This window comes from Novosphingobium sp., assembly GCF_031417815.1.
In the GTDB taxonomy this organism is placed as follows: Bacteria; Pseudomonadota; Alphaproteobacteria; order Sphingomonadales; family Sphingomonadaceae; genus Novosphingobium.
Genome location: NZ_JANOWI010000003.1, coordinates 1 through 18,645, shown reverse-complemented (window position 1 = coordinate 18,645; position 18,645 = coordinate 1). Strand labels below are relative to the sequence as shown.

At 63.6% G+C, this 18,645-nt stretch carries 21 protein-coding genes; 14 read left to right on the top strand and 7 right to left on the bottom strand.

Features of this window, described 5'->3' with window-relative positions; translation table 11 throughout:
• Window positions 1-150 precede the first annotated feature (150 nt).
• From RMN99_RS01135 to RMN99_RS01120, 4 genes are all read right to left on the bottom strand, one after another.
• Window positions 151-963 carry a crotonase/enoyl-CoA hydratase family protein gene (locus tag RMN99_RS01135; protein WP_309621449.1) on the bottom strand — a complete coding sequence of 271 codons (813 nt, stop codon included), beginning with the start codon at window positions 961-963 and terminating at the stop codon, window positions 151-153.
• Window positions 964-985: 22 nt separating this feature from the next.
• Complete coding sequence (locus RMN99_RS01130) at window positions 986-1,702, bottom strand: winged helix-turn-helix domain-containing protein (RefSeq protein WP_309621448.1); 717 nt, start codon at window positions 1,700-1,702, stop codon at window positions 986-988.
• 129 nt (window positions 1,703-1,831) lie between these two features.
• Window positions 1,832-3,031, bottom strand: coding sequence for an LL-diaminopimelate aminotransferase (locus RMN99_RS01125; RefSeq protein ID WP_309621447.1), 1,200 nt, complete (start codon window positions 3,029-3,031; stop codon window positions 1,832-1,834).
• 43 nt (window positions 3,032-3,074) lie between these two features.
• On the bottom strand, window positions 3,075-3,731 hold the full coding sequence (locus RMN99_RS01120) for a DUF2306 domain-containing protein (RefSeq protein ID WP_309621446.1): 657 nt from the start codon (window positions 3,729-3,731) through the stop codon (window positions 3,075-3,077).
• Here RMN99_RS01120 and RMN99_RS01115 point away from each other — a divergent pair.
• The 8 genes from RMN99_RS01115 to lptG all read left to right on the top strand — a co-directional run bounded on the left by RMN99_RS01115 (window position 3,730) and on the right by lptG (window position 10,645).
• The gene (locus RMN99_RS01115) at window positions 3,730-4,203 is read left to right on the top strand and encodes a hypothetical protein (protein ID WP_309621445.1); all 474 of its coding nucleotides are present in this window, start codon (window positions 3,730-3,732) and stop codon (window positions 4,201-4,203) included. The genes RMN99_RS01120 and RMN99_RS01115 overlap by 2 nt on opposite strands.
• A 75-nt stretch (window positions 4,204-4,278) precedes the next feature.
• Window positions 4,279-6,144, top strand: a complete 1,866-nt coding sequence (locus RMN99_RS01110; protein WP_309621444.1) for a class I poly(R)-hydroxyalkanoic acid synthase — start codon at window positions 4,279-4,281, stop codon at window positions 6,142-6,144.
• 140 nt (window positions 6,145-6,284) lie between these two features.
• Window positions 6,285-7,022: a phasin family protein gene (locus tag RMN99_RS01105; protein WP_309621443.1), complete on the top strand. Its 738-nt coding sequence runs from the start codon at window positions 6,285-6,287 to the stop codon at window positions 7,020-7,022.
• Between the two features lie 148 nt (window positions 7,023-7,170).
• The gene (clpS, locus tag RMN99_RS01100; protein ID WP_309621442.1) at window positions 7,171-7,542 is read left to right on the top strand and encodes an ATP-dependent Clp protease adapter ClpS; all 372 of its coding nucleotides are present in this window, start codon (window positions 7,171-7,173) and stop codon (window positions 7,540-7,542) included.
• Window positions 7,543-7,573: 31 nt separating this feature from the next.
• The gene (locus RMN99_RS01095) at window positions 7,574-7,834 is read left to right on the top strand and encodes a type II toxin-antitoxin system prevent-host-death family antitoxin (RefSeq protein ID WP_309621441.1); all 261 of its coding nucleotides are present in this window, start codon (window positions 7,574-7,576) and stop codon (window positions 7,832-7,834) included.
• The gene (locus tag RMN99_RS01090; protein WP_309621440.1) at window positions 7,831-8,223 is read left to right on the top strand and encodes a type II toxin-antitoxin system VapC family toxin; all 393 of its coding nucleotides are present in this window, start codon (window positions 7,831-7,833) and stop codon (window positions 8,221-8,223) included. The genes RMN99_RS01095 and RMN99_RS01090 overlap by 4 nt, the downstream gene beginning before the upstream one ends.
• Window positions 8,224-8,336: 113 nt before the next feature.
• Window positions 8,337-9,548 carry an LptF/LptG family permease gene (locus RMN99_RS01085; protein ID WP_309621439.1) on the top strand — a complete coding sequence of 404 codons (1,212 nt, stop codon included), beginning with the start codon at window positions 8,337-8,339 and terminating at the stop codon, window positions 9,546-9,548.
• Window positions 9,548-10,645 (top strand): LPS export ABC transporter permease LptG, encoded by a 1,098-nt coding sequence (lptG, locus tag RMN99_RS01080; protein ID WP_309621438.1) that lies wholly within the window; start codon window positions 9,548-9,550, stop codon window positions 10,643-10,645. The genes RMN99_RS01085 and lptG overlap by 1 nt, the downstream gene beginning before the upstream one ends.
• 42 nt (window positions 10,646-10,687) lie before the next feature.
• Here the strand turns inward: lptG and RMN99_RS01075 are convergent, their stop codons facing one another.
• The gene (locus RMN99_RS01075) at window positions 10,688-11,746 is read right to left on the bottom strand and encodes a fatty acid desaturase (protein WP_309621437.1); all 1,059 of its coding nucleotides are present in this window, start codon (window positions 11,744-11,746) and stop codon (window positions 10,688-10,690) included.
• A gap of 81 nt (window positions 11,747-11,827) precedes the next feature.
• Here RMN99_RS01075 and RMN99_RS01070 point away from each other — a divergent pair, with 81 nt between their 5' ends.
• A complete protein-coding gene (locus RMN99_RS01070; protein WP_309621436.1) occupies window positions 11,828-12,985 on the top strand; it encodes an N-acetyltransferase in 1,158 nt (385 codons plus the stop codon).
• 209 nt (window positions 12,986-13,194) lie between these two features.
• Here the strand turns inward: RMN99_RS01070 and RMN99_RS01065 are convergent, their stop codons facing one another.
• The gene (locus RMN99_RS01065) at window positions 13,195-14,442 is read right to left on the bottom strand and encodes a cation:dicarboxylate symporter family transporter (protein ID WP_309621435.1); all 1,248 of its coding nucleotides are present in this window, start codon (window positions 14,440-14,442) and stop codon (window positions 13,195-13,197) included.
• Window positions 14,443-14,539: 97 nt separating this feature from the next.
• Between RMN99_RS01065 and glmM the strand changes: the two genes are divergently transcribed.
• From glmM to ruvA, 4 genes are read left to right on the top strand one after another with little or no spacing between them, the layout of a single operon-like run.
• A complete protein-coding gene (gene glmM, locus RMN99_RS01060) occupies window positions 14,540-15,883 on the top strand; it encodes a phosphoglucosamine mutase (protein ID WP_309621434.1) in 1,344 nt (447 codons plus the stop codon).
• Window positions 15,876-16,112: a DUF1272 domain-containing protein gene (locus RMN99_RS01055; protein ID WP_309621433.1), complete on the top strand. Its 237-nt coding sequence runs from the start codon at window positions 15,876-15,878 to the stop codon at window positions 16,110-16,112. Before glmM ends, RMN99_RS01055 begins: the two co-directional genes overlap by 8 nt.
• A complete protein-coding gene (gene thiD / locus RMN99_RS01050) occupies window positions 16,112-16,861 on the top strand; it encodes a bifunctional hydroxymethylpyrimidine kinase/phosphomethylpyrimidine kinase (RefSeq protein ID WP_309621432.1) in 750 nt (249 codons plus the stop codon). Before RMN99_RS01055 ends, thiD begins: the two co-directional genes overlap by 1 nt.
• Before the next feature lie 33 nt (window positions 16,862-16,894).
• Complete coding sequence (ruvA, locus tag RMN99_RS01045) at window positions 16,895-17,491, top strand: Holliday junction branch migration protein RuvA (RefSeq protein WP_309621431.1); 597 nt, start codon at window positions 16,895-16,897, stop codon at window positions 17,489-17,491.
• A 44-nt stretch (window positions 17,492-17,535) separates the two neighbouring features.
• Here the strand turns inward: ruvA and RMN99_RS01040 are convergent, their stop codons facing one another.
• Window positions 17,536-17,871: a GIY-YIG nuclease family protein gene (locus RMN99_RS01040; protein ID WP_309621430.1), complete on the bottom strand. Its 336-nt coding sequence runs from the start codon at window positions 17,869-17,871 to the stop codon at window positions 17,536-17,538.
• A 79-nt stretch (window positions 17,872-17,950) separates the two neighbouring features.
• Between RMN99_RS01040 and ruvB the strand changes: the two genes are divergently transcribed.
• Window positions 17,951-18,645 (top strand): Holliday junction branch migration DNA helicase RuvB (ruvB, locus tag RMN99_RS01035; RefSeq protein WP_309621429.1); only part of this gene is annotated, 695 nt, incomplete at its 3' end.

Below are 18,645 nucleotides of genomic sequence, written 5' to 3'. Positions count from 1 at the left end.
ACACCGGCCGGCTCCCCCTCCCGGCAACCCCCGTGTTTACCCTGATGGGTTGGCCGGTAGGGGTAGGGGGCGGGTGTTGCAAGGCCAGACGGACGTCTGGCCGCACCGGCGTCAGCCGGACGATGACTCGGCTATTGGTTGCCCGGCTACCTAAACATCCACAAAGTTACCCTTGCGTTTTTCCATCTGGCTCATCACCGCTTCGATCTGGTTTTTCGAACCGATCAGCGCCTGTTGTTCGACGCTTTCGGCCATCAGGATCTCGGCCTCGCTGGCGTGGAGATAGGCGCCGAACAGCCGCTTGGCGGCGCGCTGCGCGGCCGGATTGCGATTGGCGATCTCGGCGGCGATGGCATTGGCGCGGGCCACCGGGTCGGGATCGAGGATCGTGGCAAAGCCAAGCGCATGTGCTTCGGCGCCGCTGAATTCGCGGTTGGTATAGGTCAGTTCGCGCAACACATCATCGCGCACCATGCCGCGCCACAGGGCATAGCCGGCCATGTCGGGCACCAGTCCCCACTTCATTTCCATCACCGCCATCCGCGCATCGGGTGCGACCACGCGGATATCGGCGCCGCTGGCCAGTTGCAGCCCGCCGCCAAAGCACACCCCGTGGACCGCTGCGATCACCGGTACCGGCAGTTTGCGCCACTGCAGCGCAACTTGCTGCGGCATGTTGGCATTGCCGTGCATGCGGTCGGTCAGCGGGGCACGATCATGGCGCGCGGTATTGGCCATGCTGGCCATGTCGAGCCCGGCGCAGAAGCTGCGCCCTTCGCCTGAAAGCACCACGCAGCGCAGCCCTTTCAAGTCGTGCAGCACCCGCGCCGCATCGATCAGCGCGGCGAACATATCAGGATCGAGCGCGTTCATCTTGTCGGCGCGCACCAGGCGCACCTGCGCCACGCCATCGGCGTCCATGCTGATGGCAATCCGGTCGGCGGGGGAAACGGCAAGAGCCATGATCGCAAAATCCTCGTAAATATCAGGTCACCGGCTGTATCTCGCCCAATCGCAGCGAGGCGTCCAGTCCCCAATCGCATTGTGCGCGGCCCTGGCTGGGCCGGCCGAACAGGGCGAGCCGGTAGCGGGCGTTGTCGGTTGTCTCGACGATGCCATCGACCCCGGCGAGCCGCAATTTGGCGCGCAGGCGGCTGACGTGGACGGCAAGACTGTTGGTTTCGGGCCGAAACGAGAGCCGCCACACATCGGTCAGCAGTTCGCCGCTGCTGACCGCTTCGCCTGGCGTTTCAGCCAAACGCCACAACAGGGCGAATTCCCGCGGGTGAAGGCCCAGCGCCCGTCCGGCGACAAACGCCTCGCGCGCCAGCAGATCAAGCCGGATCGGGCCGTGCTGGCGATACCGCGGCAGGGCTTCGGCCTGTTCGGTCAGGCGCACGACCCTGGCTTCAAGCTCCTCGAGCCCGGCGTGACGGCCGAGGGCATCGCCAAATCCCAGCCGCAGCATCCGCGCACGCTCGATCGATCCGTCGATTTCGAGCATCATCATCCACTTGCGTTCAGCCAGACTGGCCGATGAAATGCCCAGCCACTGGTTGAGCGGCAGGCTGCGCGGGCAGCCCAGCAGCGCATGCGGCGCCGGCCCCGATGAACTCGAATCGTTCAGCAGCCGCCAACCGAGACGGCGCAGATCATGGGCGGCAGGAATAGGTTCCGCCGAGAACCAGCGAAAAAGGCGCACAGGTGCCCCCAACTGAAAGCCGCGAGATGGGCGCAGGTAGGGATACTATCGCAGCACACAATGGTGCCTTCTGGCAATAGGTCAAAGGCCCGATGGCCAGAGAAGCTGTGGGCTGCACTATTTCGCCGATCACGCGGCGGAGGCGTTTATCCCCATACTTTGCAAGTAGCGGCGAATATTACGTGCGGCCTGGCGCAATCTTTGTTCGTTTTCGACCAGCGCGATTCGGACAAAGCCTTCCCCTTCTTCGCCATAGCCCACACCGGGGGCCACAGCGACTTCGGCATGGGTCAACAATTGCTTGGAAAATTCCAGACTTCCCAAGTCTTTAAGTGCCGGCGGCAAGGGTGCCCAGGCGAACATCGAGGCCTTGGGCGTCGGAATATCCCACCCGGCGCGCCCGAAGCTTTCGACCAGCACGTCGCGGCGTTTCCGGTAAAGATTGCGATTGGATTCAACGATATCCTGCGGGCCGTTCAGCGCGGCGCAGGCTGCCGCCTGGATCGGGGTGAAGGCACCGTAATCAAGGTAGCTCTTGACCCGCTTTAGCGCGGCAACAAGGCGCGGATTGCCGACCGCGAAGCCGACCCGCCAGCCGGCCATCGAAAAGGTCTTCGACATCGAAGTGAATTCTACCGCGACGTCCTTGGCGCCCGGCACCTGCAGGATCGAAGGTGTCGGATTGCCATCATAATAGAGCTCGGAATAAGCGAGGTCCGACAGGATCCAGACCTTGTTGTCCTTGGCCCAGGCGACCAGTCGTTCGTAAAAGGCCAGATCAACCGTCTCGGCGGTCGGGTTCGAAGGATAGTTGACGATCAGGATCGAGGGGCGCGGCACGGTGAAGGCCATCGCCCGTTCCAGCGCACGCCAGTAATTCTCATCCGGCGTGGTCGGCACAGAACGGATCGTTGCCCCGGCGATGATGAAACCGAAGGTGTGGATCGGGTAGCTGGGGTTGGGCGCCAGCACCACGTCCCCGGGCCCGGTAATCGCGGTGGCCAGGCTGGCCAGCCCCTCTTTCGAACCCATGGTCATCACCACTTCGGTTTCGGGATCGAGGTCCACCCCGAAGCGGCGTTCGTAATAATTGGCCTGGGCCTTGCGCACACCGGGAATGCCAGAGCTTGCCGAATAGCCGTGCGCGTCGGGCTTTTGCGCCACTTCGCACAGCTTTTCGATCACGTGCGGCGGCGGCGGCAGATCGGGGTTGCCCATGCCCAGGTCGATGATGTCCTTGCCCGCGGCGCGTGCTGCGGCCCGCATGCCGTTGACTTCGGCGATGACATAGGGCGGCAGTCGCTTGATGCGGTAGAATTCTTCGGACATGGGACCTTTCCAGGGGTTGCAGCGCAGAATTGCGGCGCGCGCCTTATCGGGGATCGAATGGCGAAGCGCCAGAGCGTTTTAGCCAGATCGCCATGGCAAGCAGCGGCAGGCTCCAGGCGATCCACGCATCGAACGCGTAAAACAGTTCGTAATGGCGGAAACCCCCGATCATCGCATAGAGCGCCAGATAGACCCGGAAGAACACCGCGCCGCTGGTGGTCGCCGCCATCAGCAGCATTGCCGCGCGGTGGGCTGCGGGCCGCCGCCGCCGGATATTTGCGATCCCCAGCGCCAGCAGGCCAAGCCAGACCGCACCTTGCGCCGAAAAGCCCAGCGCCGAGCCCCATGTTACGGGCGCGATCAGCGCCACCGGAAAAGCGGTAAGCCCTGCCACCGCAACGTCAGCCGCCGCGATCCGCCCCGCCAGCTTGTGCCAGCGCGGCCAGCGCCGCGCCAGCAGCGCCAGCGGCACCAGCACCAGCGCCAGCCCGCCGCTGATCATGTGCAGCGGGAAAATCACCGGCATCAACTCGGCCTTGATCGCCAGCGCCTCGGGAAAATCGTCCACCGCCCACGGCGATCCCAGCGCTTTGAGCGCAGTATAGCTTACAAACAGCGCCAGCCCTGCTAGGATCGCCGTGCGCAAGGCCCGCCGCGCCGGGCCGGCGTGCGTTGCCTGGAGGGAGCTTGACGAGACCATGAAGGCCTTATTCCACCCGATTGCCGCACTGTCGATTGCTGCGGCGCTTGTTTCCAGCATTGCGGTCAGCGCCAAGATCGCTGCGCCCAGCCCCTATTTCGGCCGCTGGACCGTGTCCGATCCGGCCGAGCGCTTCACCGCCAAGGCCAAGCTTTACAAGACGATCGACATCGCCCCGTGCGGCAAGGATTTCTGCGGGGTCAGCGTTGGCGACAAGGGCCAGTGCGGGCCCACGCTGTTCCGCTTCCTGATCAAGAATACGCGCGCCACGATCCTGCACGGCCATGCCAAGTGGGGCAACGGCAAGAAGAACATCCAGATCGAGACCTGGGAAAGTCCTGAAACGCCCGGCGGCCGTACGATGGAAATGTATATCGGCGACAGTTACGATTTCGGCGGCCGATCGGATTCGATGCCCAAGTACAACGCCGTCTACAAGCGGACCGGTGAAGCGCGTTGCAAGGCGCGTTGATTGCTGGCAGGCGTCTGGCAGGGGAGAGGTCTTCGCAGCACTGGCTTCATCGGGCTGCGTGAAGGAGACTTGTAAATGACCGACAAGCCCGGCGATCCCGGCGATCTTCTCGCGGCCATGTTCCAGGCGCCGCAGCAGCTGTTCAACCAGTTCGGCACGCCTTCGGGCGAAGGCGCTGGTGCCGGCGATATGGCGCAATGGAGCGCGGCGGCGCAGCGCATGCAGGCGATGTGGTTCGATTTTCAGCGCGATTCCGCTGCGCAGGCCGCGGGCAAGGCCCCCGACATGGCCAGCGGGCTCGGCAATTTTGCGCAGATCATGCAAGGCTGGCTCAAGGTGCTGCCGCTGGCCAATCCCGAAGTGCAAAAGCGGATGTGGGACGAAAGCCTGGCGCTGTGGCAGGGGGTTCTAGGGCAATACGGCATCGGCCCCAAGGCCGGCGAAGCGGGCGGCGATGGTCCGGCTTTGCCGCGCAAGGATCGCCGCTTTGCCGATCCCAAATGGCAGACCCAGCCGCTTTTTGCTCTGGTGCATCAGACCTACCTGATGCTGGCCGAACAAGTGATGGCGATGGCCGAGGCCGCCGCCCCGGATGATCCGGCGCGCGCCGAGCAGCTCAAGTTCGCGGCGCGCACGCTGACCGAAATGCTCAGCCCGGCACTGTTCCCGCTGACCAACCCGCTGGTGGTGGAAAAGACGATAGCAACCAAGGGCGATAACCTGGTCAAGGGGATGGCGCACCTGCTGGCAGACCTCAAGCGCGGGCAATTGACCCACGTCGATCCGCAGGCCTTCAAGGTGGGCGAGAATATCGCCACTACCCCGGGCAAAGTGGTGCACGAAACCCCGCTCTACCAGCTGATCCAGTACAGCCCGATGACCGAAAGCGTGCTCGAAGTGCCGCTGATCATTTTCCCGCCGTGGATCAACCGGTTCTACATTCTGGATCTGTCCCCGCAGAAAAGCTTCATCCGCTGGGCGGTGGAACAGGGGCTGACGGTGTTTGTGGTATCGTGGAAATCGGCCGATGAGAGCCTCAAAGATGTGGTCTGGGACGATTACATCCGGGCCGAGATCGGCGCGATCGATCATGTCCGCGAACGGCTGGATGTCAGCGCGGTCCACACCATCGGCTATTGCGTGGCCGGCACCACGCTGGCTGCAGCATTGGCGTTACTCGCCCGGCGGGGCGAAGCAGGCAAGGTCAAGAGCGCGACTTTCTTTACGGCGCAGGTCGATTTTGAGCAGTCAGGCGAGCTCAAGGTATTCATTGACGATCAGCAGCTCGGCGCGCTGGAAAAGATTTCGGGCGAAAAGGGCTTTCTTGACGGTCGCTATATGGCGGCAACGTTCAATCTGCTGCGCGGCAATGACTTGATCTGGAACTATGTGGTCAAGAACTACCTCTTGGGCGAGGACTATCCGGCCTTCGATCTGCTCCACTGGAACGGCGATGTCACCAACCTGCCGGCCAAGTGGCACATGAGCTACCTGAAAGACCTCTACCGCGACAACAAGCTGGTGGTGCCTGATTGCCTCAGCGCCGATGGCACCGCGATCGACCTGACCCGGATCGAAACCCCGGCCTATATCCAGGCCGGACGCGAGGATCACATCGCGCCAGCCGCCAGCGTCTGGAAAATGATGCACCATCTACGCGGGGACAAGACCTTCGTGCTGGCCGGTTCCGGCCATATCGCCGGGGTGGTCAATCCGCCTGCGGCCAAGAAGTATCAGTACTGGACCAACCCCGATCCGGTCGAATCGCTCGATCAGTTCATCGCCGGGGCCAGCGAAACGCCCGGCAGCTGGTGGCCGCACTGGATCGAATGGATCCGCGCGCGCGATCGCGCCGAAGTGACCGCCACGGGCAAGCGCGTGCCCGGTGCAGCAGGCGATTCGGTGATCGAGGATGCCCCAGGGCGCTATGTAAAAGCCTAGTATCCATCTGAAATTGCAGTATTAAGGTGGTTTATGCTGCACTGCACAAAAATCCCTTGACTTCGCAAGTGCAATACCTATTTTGTGCATTGCAACATGAGGCCGGATTTGTCCGGTCCCGGTTAAGAGGATTTGTGACAATGGCTACTGCCCCCGAAGCGAAGATTGACCTCGCCAAGGCCGACGCTGCCGCCGAGAAGGCTTACGCTGAAGCCGCTGCCAAGGTTGAAACGACTGCCAAGGCTGAAGCTGCTCCGGCGGTGAAGGCTGAAAAGGCGCCCGTCGCCAAGAAGATTGTGGCTGCAAAGCCCGCTGCCAAGAAAGCGCCGGCCAAGAAGGTCGCTGCTCCCAAGAAGATCATCAAGAAGGCCGCCGCACCCAAGGTGCTGGCTGCCAAGACTGCCCCCGTTTCGACTTTGAAGGATACCATCATGACCAAGACCAAAACCGTCACCGAAGATTTCACCGCCAAGGTCAAGGACGTCGTTGCCGACGCGCAGGACCGCGCCAAGGTCGCGTTTGAAAAGACCCAAGCCTATGCCGCCGACTATGGCGATTTCACGAAGGGCAACGTCGAAGCCTTGGTCGCTTCGGGCAAGGTGCTGGCCGCCGGCCTGCAGGACATGGGCAAGGACGTGGTTGCCGAAGGCAAGACCGCGCTTGAAACCATGACCGCCGACGTCAAGGAACTGGCCGCCGTCAAGTCGCCCGCCGACTTCTTAAAGCTGCAGGGTGAAATCCTGCGCCGGAACTTCGACGCTGCGGTGTCGACCGGTTCGAAGCGTTCGGAAACCATGGTGAAGCTCGCCACCGAAGCGTTCGCCCCGATCCAGACCCGTGTCAGCATGGCGGTCGAAAAGGTCAAGCAGGCCGCCTAACGGCAGCCGTTCCTCGCGGCCTGGTGTTTTTCTCCACCCAGCCGCGAGCCCAATCCGGGCCGGGCAGCTTCGCGCTGCCCGGCCTTTTGGTTTCAGATGGCCGCAAGAACACTTGTCCTTTACCCCCGCGATGCGATATTTCGATCTGATGCTGACACTGAAAACCCTTGAATCACCCGCGACCCGCGCCGCCCAAGATGGCGACGAGGGCGATTCGGGCGGCCAGCACCAGATCGGCGTCGCCACCAAGACCCGTGCCAAACCCAAGAAGCCCAGCCAGTTCAAGGTGCTGCTGCTCAACGACGACTACACCCCGATGGAATTCGTGGTGGTCGTGCTCAAGCGCATCTTCCAGATGGACATGGACCAGGCGACGCGGGTGATGCTGCATGTTCACCAGAAGGGCGTCGGCGTTTGCGGGGTCTTCACCTACGAGATCGCCGAAACCAAGGTCAATCAGGTGATGGATTTCGCCAAGCAGAACCAGCACCCGCTGCAGTGCACGCTGGAGAAAGCTTGACTTAGCTAAGTTGGTTAGCTAAGCAAATTGCATGACCACGATTGCGACACGAACTGTTACTATCCACGAAGCCAAGACGCAACTTTCGCGGCTTATCGCGGCGGTTGAAGCGGGTGAGGAAGTGGTCATCGCACGCGGCAAAAAGCCGGCCGTGAAGCTGGTTCCGATTGGCCAAAAGCCCAAACGTATTCCCGGCTTACTCAAGGGCAAGATTCACATCGGTCCTGAATTCTTCGAGCCGATGAGCGAAGAAGATCTGGCCCTGTGGGAGGGGCGGGACGACGAGTTTTGACCGCATATCTGCTCGACACGCATGCCCTGATCTGGTGGTTTAACGACGATCCCTTGCTTCCGCCCAGCGCAAAGGCGGCTATCGCCGATCCCGATTCGGTCATTCATGCAAGTGCGGTCTCTGCCTTTGAAATCGCCAACAAGCACCGCATCGGGAAGCTGCCCGAGGTATCCGCTTTGCTAACCGACTACGGCGATCTGCTGAGGAGTCAGGATTTCCATGAGCTGGGGATTGCCACCAGACATTCCCTGCTAGCAGGGTCGCTGGACACGCCTCATCGCGATCCGTTCGACCGCGTGCTGGTTGCCCAAGCCAAACTCGAGAACCTCACGCTCATATCCAACGAGCGCCTGTTCGACCAGTTGGGCGTTGCCCGGCTGTGGTACTAAGTCACGACGGTCCCGAAGGACTGCAGATGATCCAGCGCACAGGGGATTAGCGCTTTCGCCCCGTGCAAGGGCCGGTTATGGATCAAGCAACCTTGCCCGTGATCAGGACATCAGTGAAATTCATCCCCGCCATCGATCGTTATATCTTCCGGCTGGTGCTGATGCCGATGCTGGCTGTGTTTGTGATCGCCGCATCGCTGATGGTGCTCGACAAGATGCTCAAGCTGTTCGAATTCGTCGGCAGCGAAGGCGGGCCGATCAAGATCGTGTTCCAGATGCTGCTCAACCTGATGCCTGAATATGCCAGCCTGGCGATCCCGCTCGGGCTGATGCTGGGCATCCTGTTCGCGTTCCGCAAGCTCGCCACCACCAGCGAGCTTGATACGATGCGCGCGGTCGGGCTCAGCTACACCCGGTTGCTGCGCGTGCCCTATGCGATCACGATCGTGCTGGCGGCGGTCAATTTCGGGATCGTCGGCTATCTTCAGCCGCAAGCGCGCTATTGGTACGAACGGCTCGATTTCGAACTGCGCTCGGGCGCGCTGGGGGCCTCGATCAAGGTCGGCGAATTTACCACGCTGCAAGACCGGATGGCGCTCAAGATCGATCAAAGCCAGGATAACGGCCGCCGCCTGATCGGGATCTTCGCGCGGCTCACCTCGCCCAGCGGCCAGGTCGCGACGATTTCCGCGCGTGAGGGCACCTTCATGGCGCTGAAGGGCAGCCCCGATACCATCATCCTGCGCCTGACCCAGGGTCAGATCGTGCAGGATGAGCCGGGACAAAGCCCGCGGGTGCTGTCGTTCGCACGGCACGACCAGCCGATTGACCTGCCGGCGATCGAGAAATTCCGCCAGCGCGGCGGGATCGAGCGTGAATATATCCTGCCCGAACTGCTGCGGATCGGCTGGAGCAAGTCGGTTGACGAACAGACCCGCAACCAGACCCGCGCCAGTTTCAATTTCCGGATGGTCGAAGTGGTGATGATGCTGCTGTTGCCGCTGCTTGCAGTGGCGCTGGCGGTGCCGCCCAAACGCTCATCCAGTTCGATCGGTCTGTTCCTTTCGATCCTGATGGTGGTGGCCTATCACAAGATCAATGAATACGGGCAGGCCGCCGCGGCGCGGGGCCGATTCCCGCCGGAACTGGCGCTGTGGGGGCCGTTTGCGCTGTTTGCCTTGCTGATCGTCTGGATGTTCTGGCGGATCGCCTATGTGCCCGGCGGGCAGCCGATCGGCGCGCTTGAAAAGTTCGCGGCGGGTCTTGGCAAGCGGATGCGCAAGCTGTTCGATCGCGGCACCCGGCCCAAGCCGGAGATTGCCTGATGTTTGGCGATCTGTTTCCCTCGCGCACGATCACGATGTATCTCGCGCGGCTGTTCGTGACGCGGATCGTCGGGATTTTGTTCCTGCTGGTGCTGGTACTGCAGACGCTGCAGCTCTTGTCCGAAAGCGGCGATATCCTGAAAGTGCCGGGCAATGGTGAGGCCGAACTGTGGTATTACGTCTCGCTCAACGTGCCGCAACTGGTCGCCCGGTTCCTGCCCTATTCGGTGCTGCTGGCAACGCTGTTCACATTCTGGCCGCTTAACCAGAACAGCGAAGTGATCGCGATGCGCGCCGCCGGGCTTTCAGCGCACCAGATCCTGGCCCCGATGCTGCTGACCGCGGGGGTGATCTCGCTGATCAGTTTTACCTTCAACGAGCTGGTGGTGGCGCCGCGGGCCGGCACGCTCAAACAGTGGAGCCAGGCGCGCTACAAACCGCTGCCCAAGGATACCGGCGTGCGCACCAACGTCTATGTGCCCGATGGCCCCAATATCATCAGCGCGCAGGTTGTTGCAGGGACCGGCGCGGCGACCAGACTGGACGGTGTCACCTGGTATCGCCGGGATGCGCAAGGCATGGTGCTCGAACAAGTCCGCGGTGCCCGCGCGACCTATGCCAATCCCGGCTGGAAGCTGGACCAGGTCACCCGGTTCGATGTGGCCACCACGGTGCAGACCAGCCAGCCCAGCCTGGTGGTCGCGGCCAGGGTAACACCGGCCCAGCTAGCGGTTGGCCGGGCCGATGCTGATGGGCAGAACGTGTTCCAGCTGGCGCGGTCGATCACGGCGATGAAAGCTTCGGACCGGCGCGTCTCCGAATTGCAGGCCAAGTGGTGGCACAAGTTTGCCGGGCCGCTTTCGGCGATCCTGATGCCGCTGCTGGGGTCAGTGGCGGCTTTCGGACTGGCGCGATCGGGCACACTGCTGATCCGCGCGGTGCTGGGGATGGCGTTGGGCTTTACCTATTTCGTGGTTGATAACGCCGCGCTGGCGATGGGCAACTTCGGCGGCTACCCGCCCTTGATTGCAGCCTGGGCGCCGTTCCTGCTGTTCCTGCTGGTGGGCGAGACGGTGCTGGTCAAAACCGAGGAGTAGTGGGGCTTTTCTGATCGCCTCCACGTGCAGCTGGCAGTACCCTTAGCGCCGCAGCATCGTTGAGCGCGCGATCCGGCCGACCAATGGCATCAGGCCCGCATAGCTCGCCTGCTGATAGGTCGATGTCGTCCCCAAGTGCGCGCTGATCCGGCGGTGTGCTTCGCCCAGCGAATGATAGGGCAGGCTGGGCAGCAGGTGGTGGAGCGCGTGATAGCGCAGGCCGACCGGGGCCCACAGCGGGCTGAGCAGTTCGGGCGGGGGCACGTTGACCGAATCGAGGTACTGCGCGGTGACCGTCATCGCTGCGCCATCGTTCTCCCACAGGTGCGCCACCAATGTGCGGACCTGGTTGAACACCGCGGTGGCCGCAACGATTGCCAGCGCGATCAGCAGCGGGCGCCAGCCGAGCCACTGCGTGCTGGCGAGCAAAACCCACGACCAGGCAAAGACACCCAGTTCCTGCCAGAACACCATCCGCTTGAACTCGCCCTCGGGTGGGCGGCGGCGGAAATCGGGATTGATTGAAAGCGACGAGGCGCGTTCCCACACCAGTTTGCGAAGCGGCGGGATCACCGCGCCCAGCGGCACCAGCAGCGCGCTGCGGATCAACAGGCCGACCGGCAACAGCGCGGCGATCAGGATGAAGGCAGGCAGCGACCACGGCTTCATAAGCGCGAGCGGCAGGTATTCGGGATCTTCTGCGGTGCCATAGCGGGTCCGCGCATGGTGCAGCGTATGCACCCCTTCGTACATGAACGAGGGCGTGAGCATCGGCACCCCGACCAGCGCGTTCCAGACCAGGCGAAAGCCCGGCAGCGCGGTGCGGTGGATATGGGTCAGTTCGTGGATGAACAGCAGCGCGCGGTAGAGGAACAGCACCGCCACAATGCCGGCCGTCCAGGCCTGCCAGCCCGGCAGCATTGCCGCGCCAGCGATCCCGGCATAGCCGAGCGCGGCCGAACCCAGCATATCGGGCCAGTAGATGGCAGGCTTGGCGGCCGAAATGTCGCGCGTCAGCTCTACCGCGGCGCGCAGCATCTCCATGTCATCGGGGATCTGCGCAGCTGGCAGATCGATTTTGATCTTTTCCTGGACAGTCATCAAATCGTTCCATTGCGGCCCCTGATCGCGTAGTGGCGGGGCCATATCCGGGTCTCATTGACCTTGAACAAAGGCAGCATCGTGGCACAGGCAGAAATAATCATCACACCGGTCGGTAACAAGGCAGAGCTGGGAGCTTTTGTCGACCTGGCTTATCGTCTGGGCCGATCAGACCCCAACTGGGTGCCGCCGCTGCGCAGCGAAGCGATGGAACTGGTGACCCGCGGCAAGAACCCGTTTTTCGATCATGCCGATGTGCAGTTTTTCCTGGCCCGGCGCGCTGGCGCGGTGGCCGGGCGGATTTCGGCGCATATCGATCACCTCGCCGCCGCGATGGACCCGGCGCAGGGCATGGGCCCGGGCTGCGGCAACTGGGGGCTGCTCGAGGCTGAGGACGAAGCGGTCGCCAGGGCGCTGATCGCACGGGCCGAAGACTGGCTGCGCGAACAGGGCATGAAGCGCGTGCTCGCCCCGCTGTCGATGTCGGTGTGGGAAGAGCCGGGCCAGCTGACCAAGGGCTTTGACCATCCGCCGACGGTGATGATGGGCCATCAGCCCGAACGCTATCAGCACTATATCGAAGCCATGGCCTATACCCCGGCCAAGCTGCTTCGGACCTATGATCTTGATATCACCAAGCCGTTCCCGCCGCTGATCCAGCGGATTGTCGAGTCGGGCCTGCGCAACGAGAAGATCCGGATCCGCAAGGTCGATAAATCGAAGTTCGATGCCGAAGCGGCAATCATCCTCCACATCCTCAACGATGCCTGGTCGGACAATTGGGGCTTTGTGCCGTTCACCGACCGCGAGATCGGCTATGCCGGCAAGAAGTTCAAACCGATCGTGCGCGAAGACCTGATCATGATCGCCGAATATGAAGGCGCGCCGGTGGCCTTCATGATGACCCTGCCCGATCTCAACGAGCCGCTGAAGGCCGTGAACGGAAAACTGTTCCCGTTCGGCTGGGCCAAGCTGCTGTGGTGGCTGAACCGGCCGCGCGGCAAGACCATCCGGGTGCCGCTGATGGGGGTGCTCAAGAAGTACCAGTCAAGCCGCCTGGCCAGCCAGCTGGCCTTCATGATGATCGAGGACATCCGCAACAGCGCGGTCAGGAACTATGGCTTCACCCGCGGTGAAATCGGCTGGATCCTTGATGACAACCAGGGAATGGTGGCGATTGCGGATGCGATCGGCAGCGCGGTCAACAAGGAATACACGATTTACGAGAAGGCACTCTAATTCCGGCTCACGCCGGTGCGGACAGGCATCCGCCTGTCCTAGCAATACCACCCGCTCCCCCGGCCCGATCACCCGTTTAAGGTACCCTGTGGGTGGTCGGGGCGCCCCGACGAAAATGTCCCCCGGACATTTTCGCGCTCGTGACACGGGAGCGGGCTGGTGTTGCAAGCTGATCGCGGAGGCGATCAGCGCACCCAACCAAAAACCATTTATTCCCGCCCTTTGTCCACCGCTGCAGTCACCGCCACGTCCATCGTCACGTTGCCCAGGGTGCGCATCAGATCGGGCAGGATTTCCACCGCCACCAGCAGCGCCAGCGGCGCGATCGGCACGCCCATGGCATTGGCGATCGGCCCGACCGAGATCACGAAGCTGAGCGTTCCGGGCAACGAGACCGAGCTCAGCGAAACCAGGAACGCCACCACCACCCCGATTGCGAGGACCAACGGCGATAGGGGGGTGCCGGTGAGGTAGGCGGCATAGATCGCCACCCCCATATTCATCGCCGGGCTGGTGCCGCGAAAGATCGCCACCGCCAGCGGCAGCACGAAATCTGCGGTTGCTTCGCGCACCCCCAGCCGCCGCGTTGCGGCCAGCATGGCGGGCAGGCAGGCCAGCGAGCTTTGCGTCGATAGCGCCACCGCCTGAACCGGCAGCATCGCGCGGGCGAAGGCCCCCAGCGGTTGGCGCGCGATCAGCACGGCGATGCCGTAGCCGCCCAGCATCACCACTGCGCCGGCGGCACTCACCACCAGAATGTAATGCGCCAAAGCGCTAATCGCATCGGTGCCGCTGCTCGCGGCGAGCGCGGCGGCGAGGCCGAACACTCCGATCGGGGCGAGCATCAGCACCCAGCCGATCACCACCATCATCGCCGCCGCTAGCCCCTCGAACACCACGGCAAGATGGCGGCGCGGCACTTCGGCAATGCGGGTTGCCGCCACTGCCAGCACCGAGACGAACAGCACCAGCGGCAGCATCGCACCGCTGGCAGCGGCGGCGAAGATATTGTCGGGCATCATCGCCAGCAGGATTTCGGAAAAGCCCGGCACCTTGCCGGCATCCACCCCCGCGCCGCCCAGCGCGGCAACCGCGCGCGGCGGGATCGGGAACAGTTCGAGCAAGGCCGGGACCAGCAGCGCCGCCATTGTGCCCGTGGCCAGCAGCACGCAAAAGAACAGCGTAACCGCGCGCCGCGCCAGCTTGCCGCCGCCGGCCGCGGCCAGGGTCTGCGAAATGCCGGTATAGACGAGGCCGATCACCAGCGGCAGGATCGTCAGCTGCAACGCGCGCAGCCACAATTTCCCGGCCGGTTCGGCAAAGGCCAGCACGCTGTCCAGCAGCGCGGTGCCCTGCAGCATCAGCCCCGCCGCGAAACCCAGCACCAGCCCGGCAAAGGTCAGCGCGGCCGGAACCTTGATCTCCGGAAATTTGGCCGCTTCACCCGATGCTTCCACGCATTTGCTCCCCGTGATGTCCAATCTTGCGGGGGTGACTTTAGCGGCGGGCTGCGACATAGCAATTCCTGAACAATTCAGGTGGTATGGGCGGGATATGGGACGCAGCTATTTCGGCACCGACGGGATCCGGGGCAAGACCAACGCCGGGGTGATGACCGCGGCCACCGCGATGAAGGTCGGCCAGGCGGCGGGAACGCACTTCCTGCGGGGGCTTCACAAGCACCGCGTGGTGATCGGCAAGGACACCCGGCTGTCGGGCTACATGCTGGAAAACGCGCTGGTTGCGGGCTTCACCAGCGTGGGCATGGATGTGGTGCTGACCGGCCCTTTGCCCACGCCCGCCGTAGCGCTGCTGACCCGCGAACTGCGCGCCGATGTGGGGGTGATGATCTCGGCCAGCCATAACCCTTACGAGGATAACGGGATCAAGCTGTTCGGCCCCGATGGCTTCAAGCTGTCCGATGCCGACGAGCTCGCGATCGAGGCGATGCTGGGCGAGGAGCTGGCGCTGGCCCCCGCTGCACAGATCGGCCGCGCGCGCCGGATCGAGGATTCGCGCGGGCGCTATATCCACGCGGTCAAAAGCTCGTTGCCCGACGATGTCCGGCTCGACGGGCTCAAGATCGTGGTCGATTGCGCTAACGGTGCGGCCTATCAGGTCACCCCCAGCGCGGTGTGGGAACTGGGCGCCGAAGTGGTGGCGGTGGGGGTTGGGCCCAACGGCATCAACATCAACGACAAATGTGGCTCGACCCACCTGGCTTTGGTCAAGGAAACCGTGGTCGCCAGCGGGGCGCATATCGGGATCGCGCTTGATGGCGATGCCGACCGGCTGATCGTGGTCGATGAAAAGGGCCAGACGGTCGATGGCGACCAGCTGATGGCGCTGATCGGCACCCAGTTGGCCGATCGCGGCGAGCTGAGGGGCGGCGGCGTGGTCGCCACGGTGATGTCCAACCTTGGCCTTGAACGCTACCTGGCCGGGCGCGGGCTGACGCTGGAGCGGACCAAGGTGGGTGATCGCCATGTGCTCGAAAAGATGAAGGCCGATGGCTTCAACGTGGGCGGTGAACAGTCTGGCCACATGATCCTGCTCGATCACGCCACCACCGGCGATGGCACTGTGGCGGCGCTGCAAGTGCTGGCCGCGCTGGTCAAATCGGGCAAGCGTGCAAGCGAGCTGCTCCACTTGTTTGATCCGGTCCCGCAATTACTCAAGAACGTGCGCTTCACCGGCGGCAAGCCTTTGGACGACGCCCGCGTCAAGGCGGTGATTGCCGATGCCGAGGCGCAACTGACGGGCAAGGGCCGCCTGGTGATCCGCGCTTCGGGCACCGAACCGGTGATCCGGGTGATGGCCGAAGGCGATGATGCCGGGCAGGTTGAACAGGTCGTCGATGCGATTTGCGCTGCGGTGAAGGAAGCCACCGATGCTTGAAATGCGCCCCGATTGCGAACGCTGCGGCACCGACCTTCCGGCCGAGCACCCCGGCGCTTTCATCTGCAGTTTCGAATGCACCTTCTGCAGCCCTTGCGCCGATGCGCTGGATGAACGCTGCCCCAATTGCGGCGGGGAATTGCTCGATCGGCCCAGCCGGGCGGAGAAGCATCACGGCAAGCACCCGCCCAGCGCGGTGCGCAAGTATCAAGCGGCCAAGGGGGGCTGATGCCGCCGCCCCGCATCCTGACCATCGCCGGCTCGGACAGTTCGGGCGGGGCAGGCATTCAGGCGGATATCAAGACCATCACCGTGCTCGGCGGCTATGCGATGAGCGCGATCACCGCGATCACCGCGCAGAACACGCTGGGGGTGACCGCGGTCGAAGTGCTTGTCCCAGCGCTGATCGCGGCGCAGATCGATGCCTGCGTTTCGGACATTGGTGTTGATGCCGTGAAAATCGGGATGCTCGGCTCGCCCGAGATTGCGGCGGTGGTGGCGGACCGATTGGGAGCACTGGCGGTGCCGGTGGTGTTCGATCCGGTGATGGTCGCCACCAGCGGTTCGGTGCTGGCAGACGCCGCGACTATCGCCGCGTTTGAACGGCTGATGCAGCTGGCCGTGCTGACCACGCCCAACGTCGCCGAACTTGCAGCGCTGGGCGGCCACCAAGCGATGCAGGCGCGCGGCGTGACGTACCTCGCCAAGGGCGGCGACGGCGAGGGGGAGCGGGTTGACGATGTGCTGGTGGTGCCGGGCGAGGAACCGCACGTCATGTCAGGCAGCCGCATCCACACCCGCCACACCCACGGCACCGGCTGCACGCTATCGAGTGCGATCGCGACCTATCTCGGCAAAGGCCTCCCGCTCGCGGAAGCTGTCGACCGGGCGCGGCTGTTCGTGCGCTCAGCGCTGCGCGCCGCGCCGGGGTTCGGGGCGGGCAGCGGCCCATTGGGGCACGGCGAGGCGCGGGGCTAGACCGCCTCTGCCCGCTGTGCCATAGAACAAACCATGATCGCACGGTTGACCGGCACGCTCGATGATTTCGGCCCTGACTGGGCGGTGATCGATGTTTCGGGCGTGGGCTATCTGGTCCACTGCAGCGCCAAGACGCTTGATGCGCTGGGCGTGCGGGGGGACAAGGTTACGGTCCACACCGAATTGCAGGTCAGCGAAAACGACATGCGCCTGATCGGCTTTTCCAGCGGGGCAGAGCGCGAATGGTTCCGGTTTTTGACCGGCGTACAGGGCGTGGGCAGCAAAATGGCGCTGGCGGTGCTTTCAGCGCTGAGCATCGAGGAGCTGGCTCGCGCTTGCGGGGCTGGCGACGCCGCGATGGTCGCGCGGGCACAAGGCGTGGGGCCGAAGTTGGCCAGTCGGATCGTCAACGAGCTGAAGGACAAGGCCGGAGCTTTGCCCGCCGGGCCGTGGATCGCGGCGGCGGCGCCAGCGGGCTCAGCCAGCGCCGATGCGGTCTCGGCGCTGCAGAACCTGGGGTTCAAGCCGCAAGTCGCGACCATGGCCGTGGCGCGGGCGATCGCGGAACTGGGCGAGGGTGCGGAGCTGGATGCGTTGATCCGGGTTGGGTTGAAAAGGGCGGCTGGGTGAGAGCTTCAGCCACCCCCACCCATACCCGTCACCCTGAACTCGTTTCAGGGTCCATCGGGCCGCTTACCCGAACCGAGCGGCGGCAAACCCAGCCCCACGGCAAGGTCGATCCATTGCGGATTGCCCTCATTGATCAAATTGACCTTCCACGCCCGGTGCCAACGCTTCAATTGCTTCTCGCGCAAGATCGCCGGTTCCATCTCGCCGAACAGTTCGTAATGAATCAGCCGATGGACCCTATGCCGCGAAGTGAACCCCGGCAACGCATTGTTCCGGTGCTGCCACAGTCGCGCAATCAGATCGGACGTGACCCCGATGTAAAGCGTGCCGTAATGCCCGCTCGCCAGAATATAAACGCAAGGAAGCCGCTCTTGCCGCATGGCGCAGAGTGTGGGGCGAAATGGACCCTGAAACAAGTTCAGGGTGACGAAGTTGGGTTGGGTTTGGATACTTCTCGCCATGACCGATAACCCCCTCCTCTCCGCGCAACGCATGCCCGAAGACGCCGACGCCGCGCTTCGCCCGAAAACGCTGGCCGAATTCGTTGGCCAAGCCGCCGCCAAGGACAACCTCTCGGTGTTCATCGAAAGCGCCAAATCGCGCGGCGAGGCGATGGATCATGTGTTGTTTTATGGCCCGCCGGGGCTGGGCAAGACCACCTTGGCGCAGATTGTCGCGCGCGAGCTGGGGGTGGGGTTCCGCGCTACCAGCGGGCCGGTCATTGCCAAGACTGGCGATCTGGCCGCTCTGCTGACCAATCTTGAACACGGCGACGTGCTGTTCATCGACGAGATTCACCGGCTCAATCCGATTGTCGAGGAAGTGCTCTACCCGGCGATGGAAGACCGCGCGCTCGACCTGATTATTGGCGAAGGGCCTTCGGCGCGCTCGGTGCGGATCGACCTTCCGGCCTTTACGCTGATCGGCGCGACGACGCGGCAAGGGCTGCTGACCACGCCGCTGCGCGACCGCTTCGGGATCCCGGTACGGCTCAATTTCTACACCGTGCCCGAGCTGGAACGGGTGGTGGCGCGCGGCGCGCAACTGCTCGGCGTGGCGATGGAAGCCGAAGGCGCGCGCGAGATTGCCAAGCGCGCACGCGGCACGCCGCGGGTGGCCGGGCGGCTGCTGCGCCGGGTCCGCGATTTCGCGCA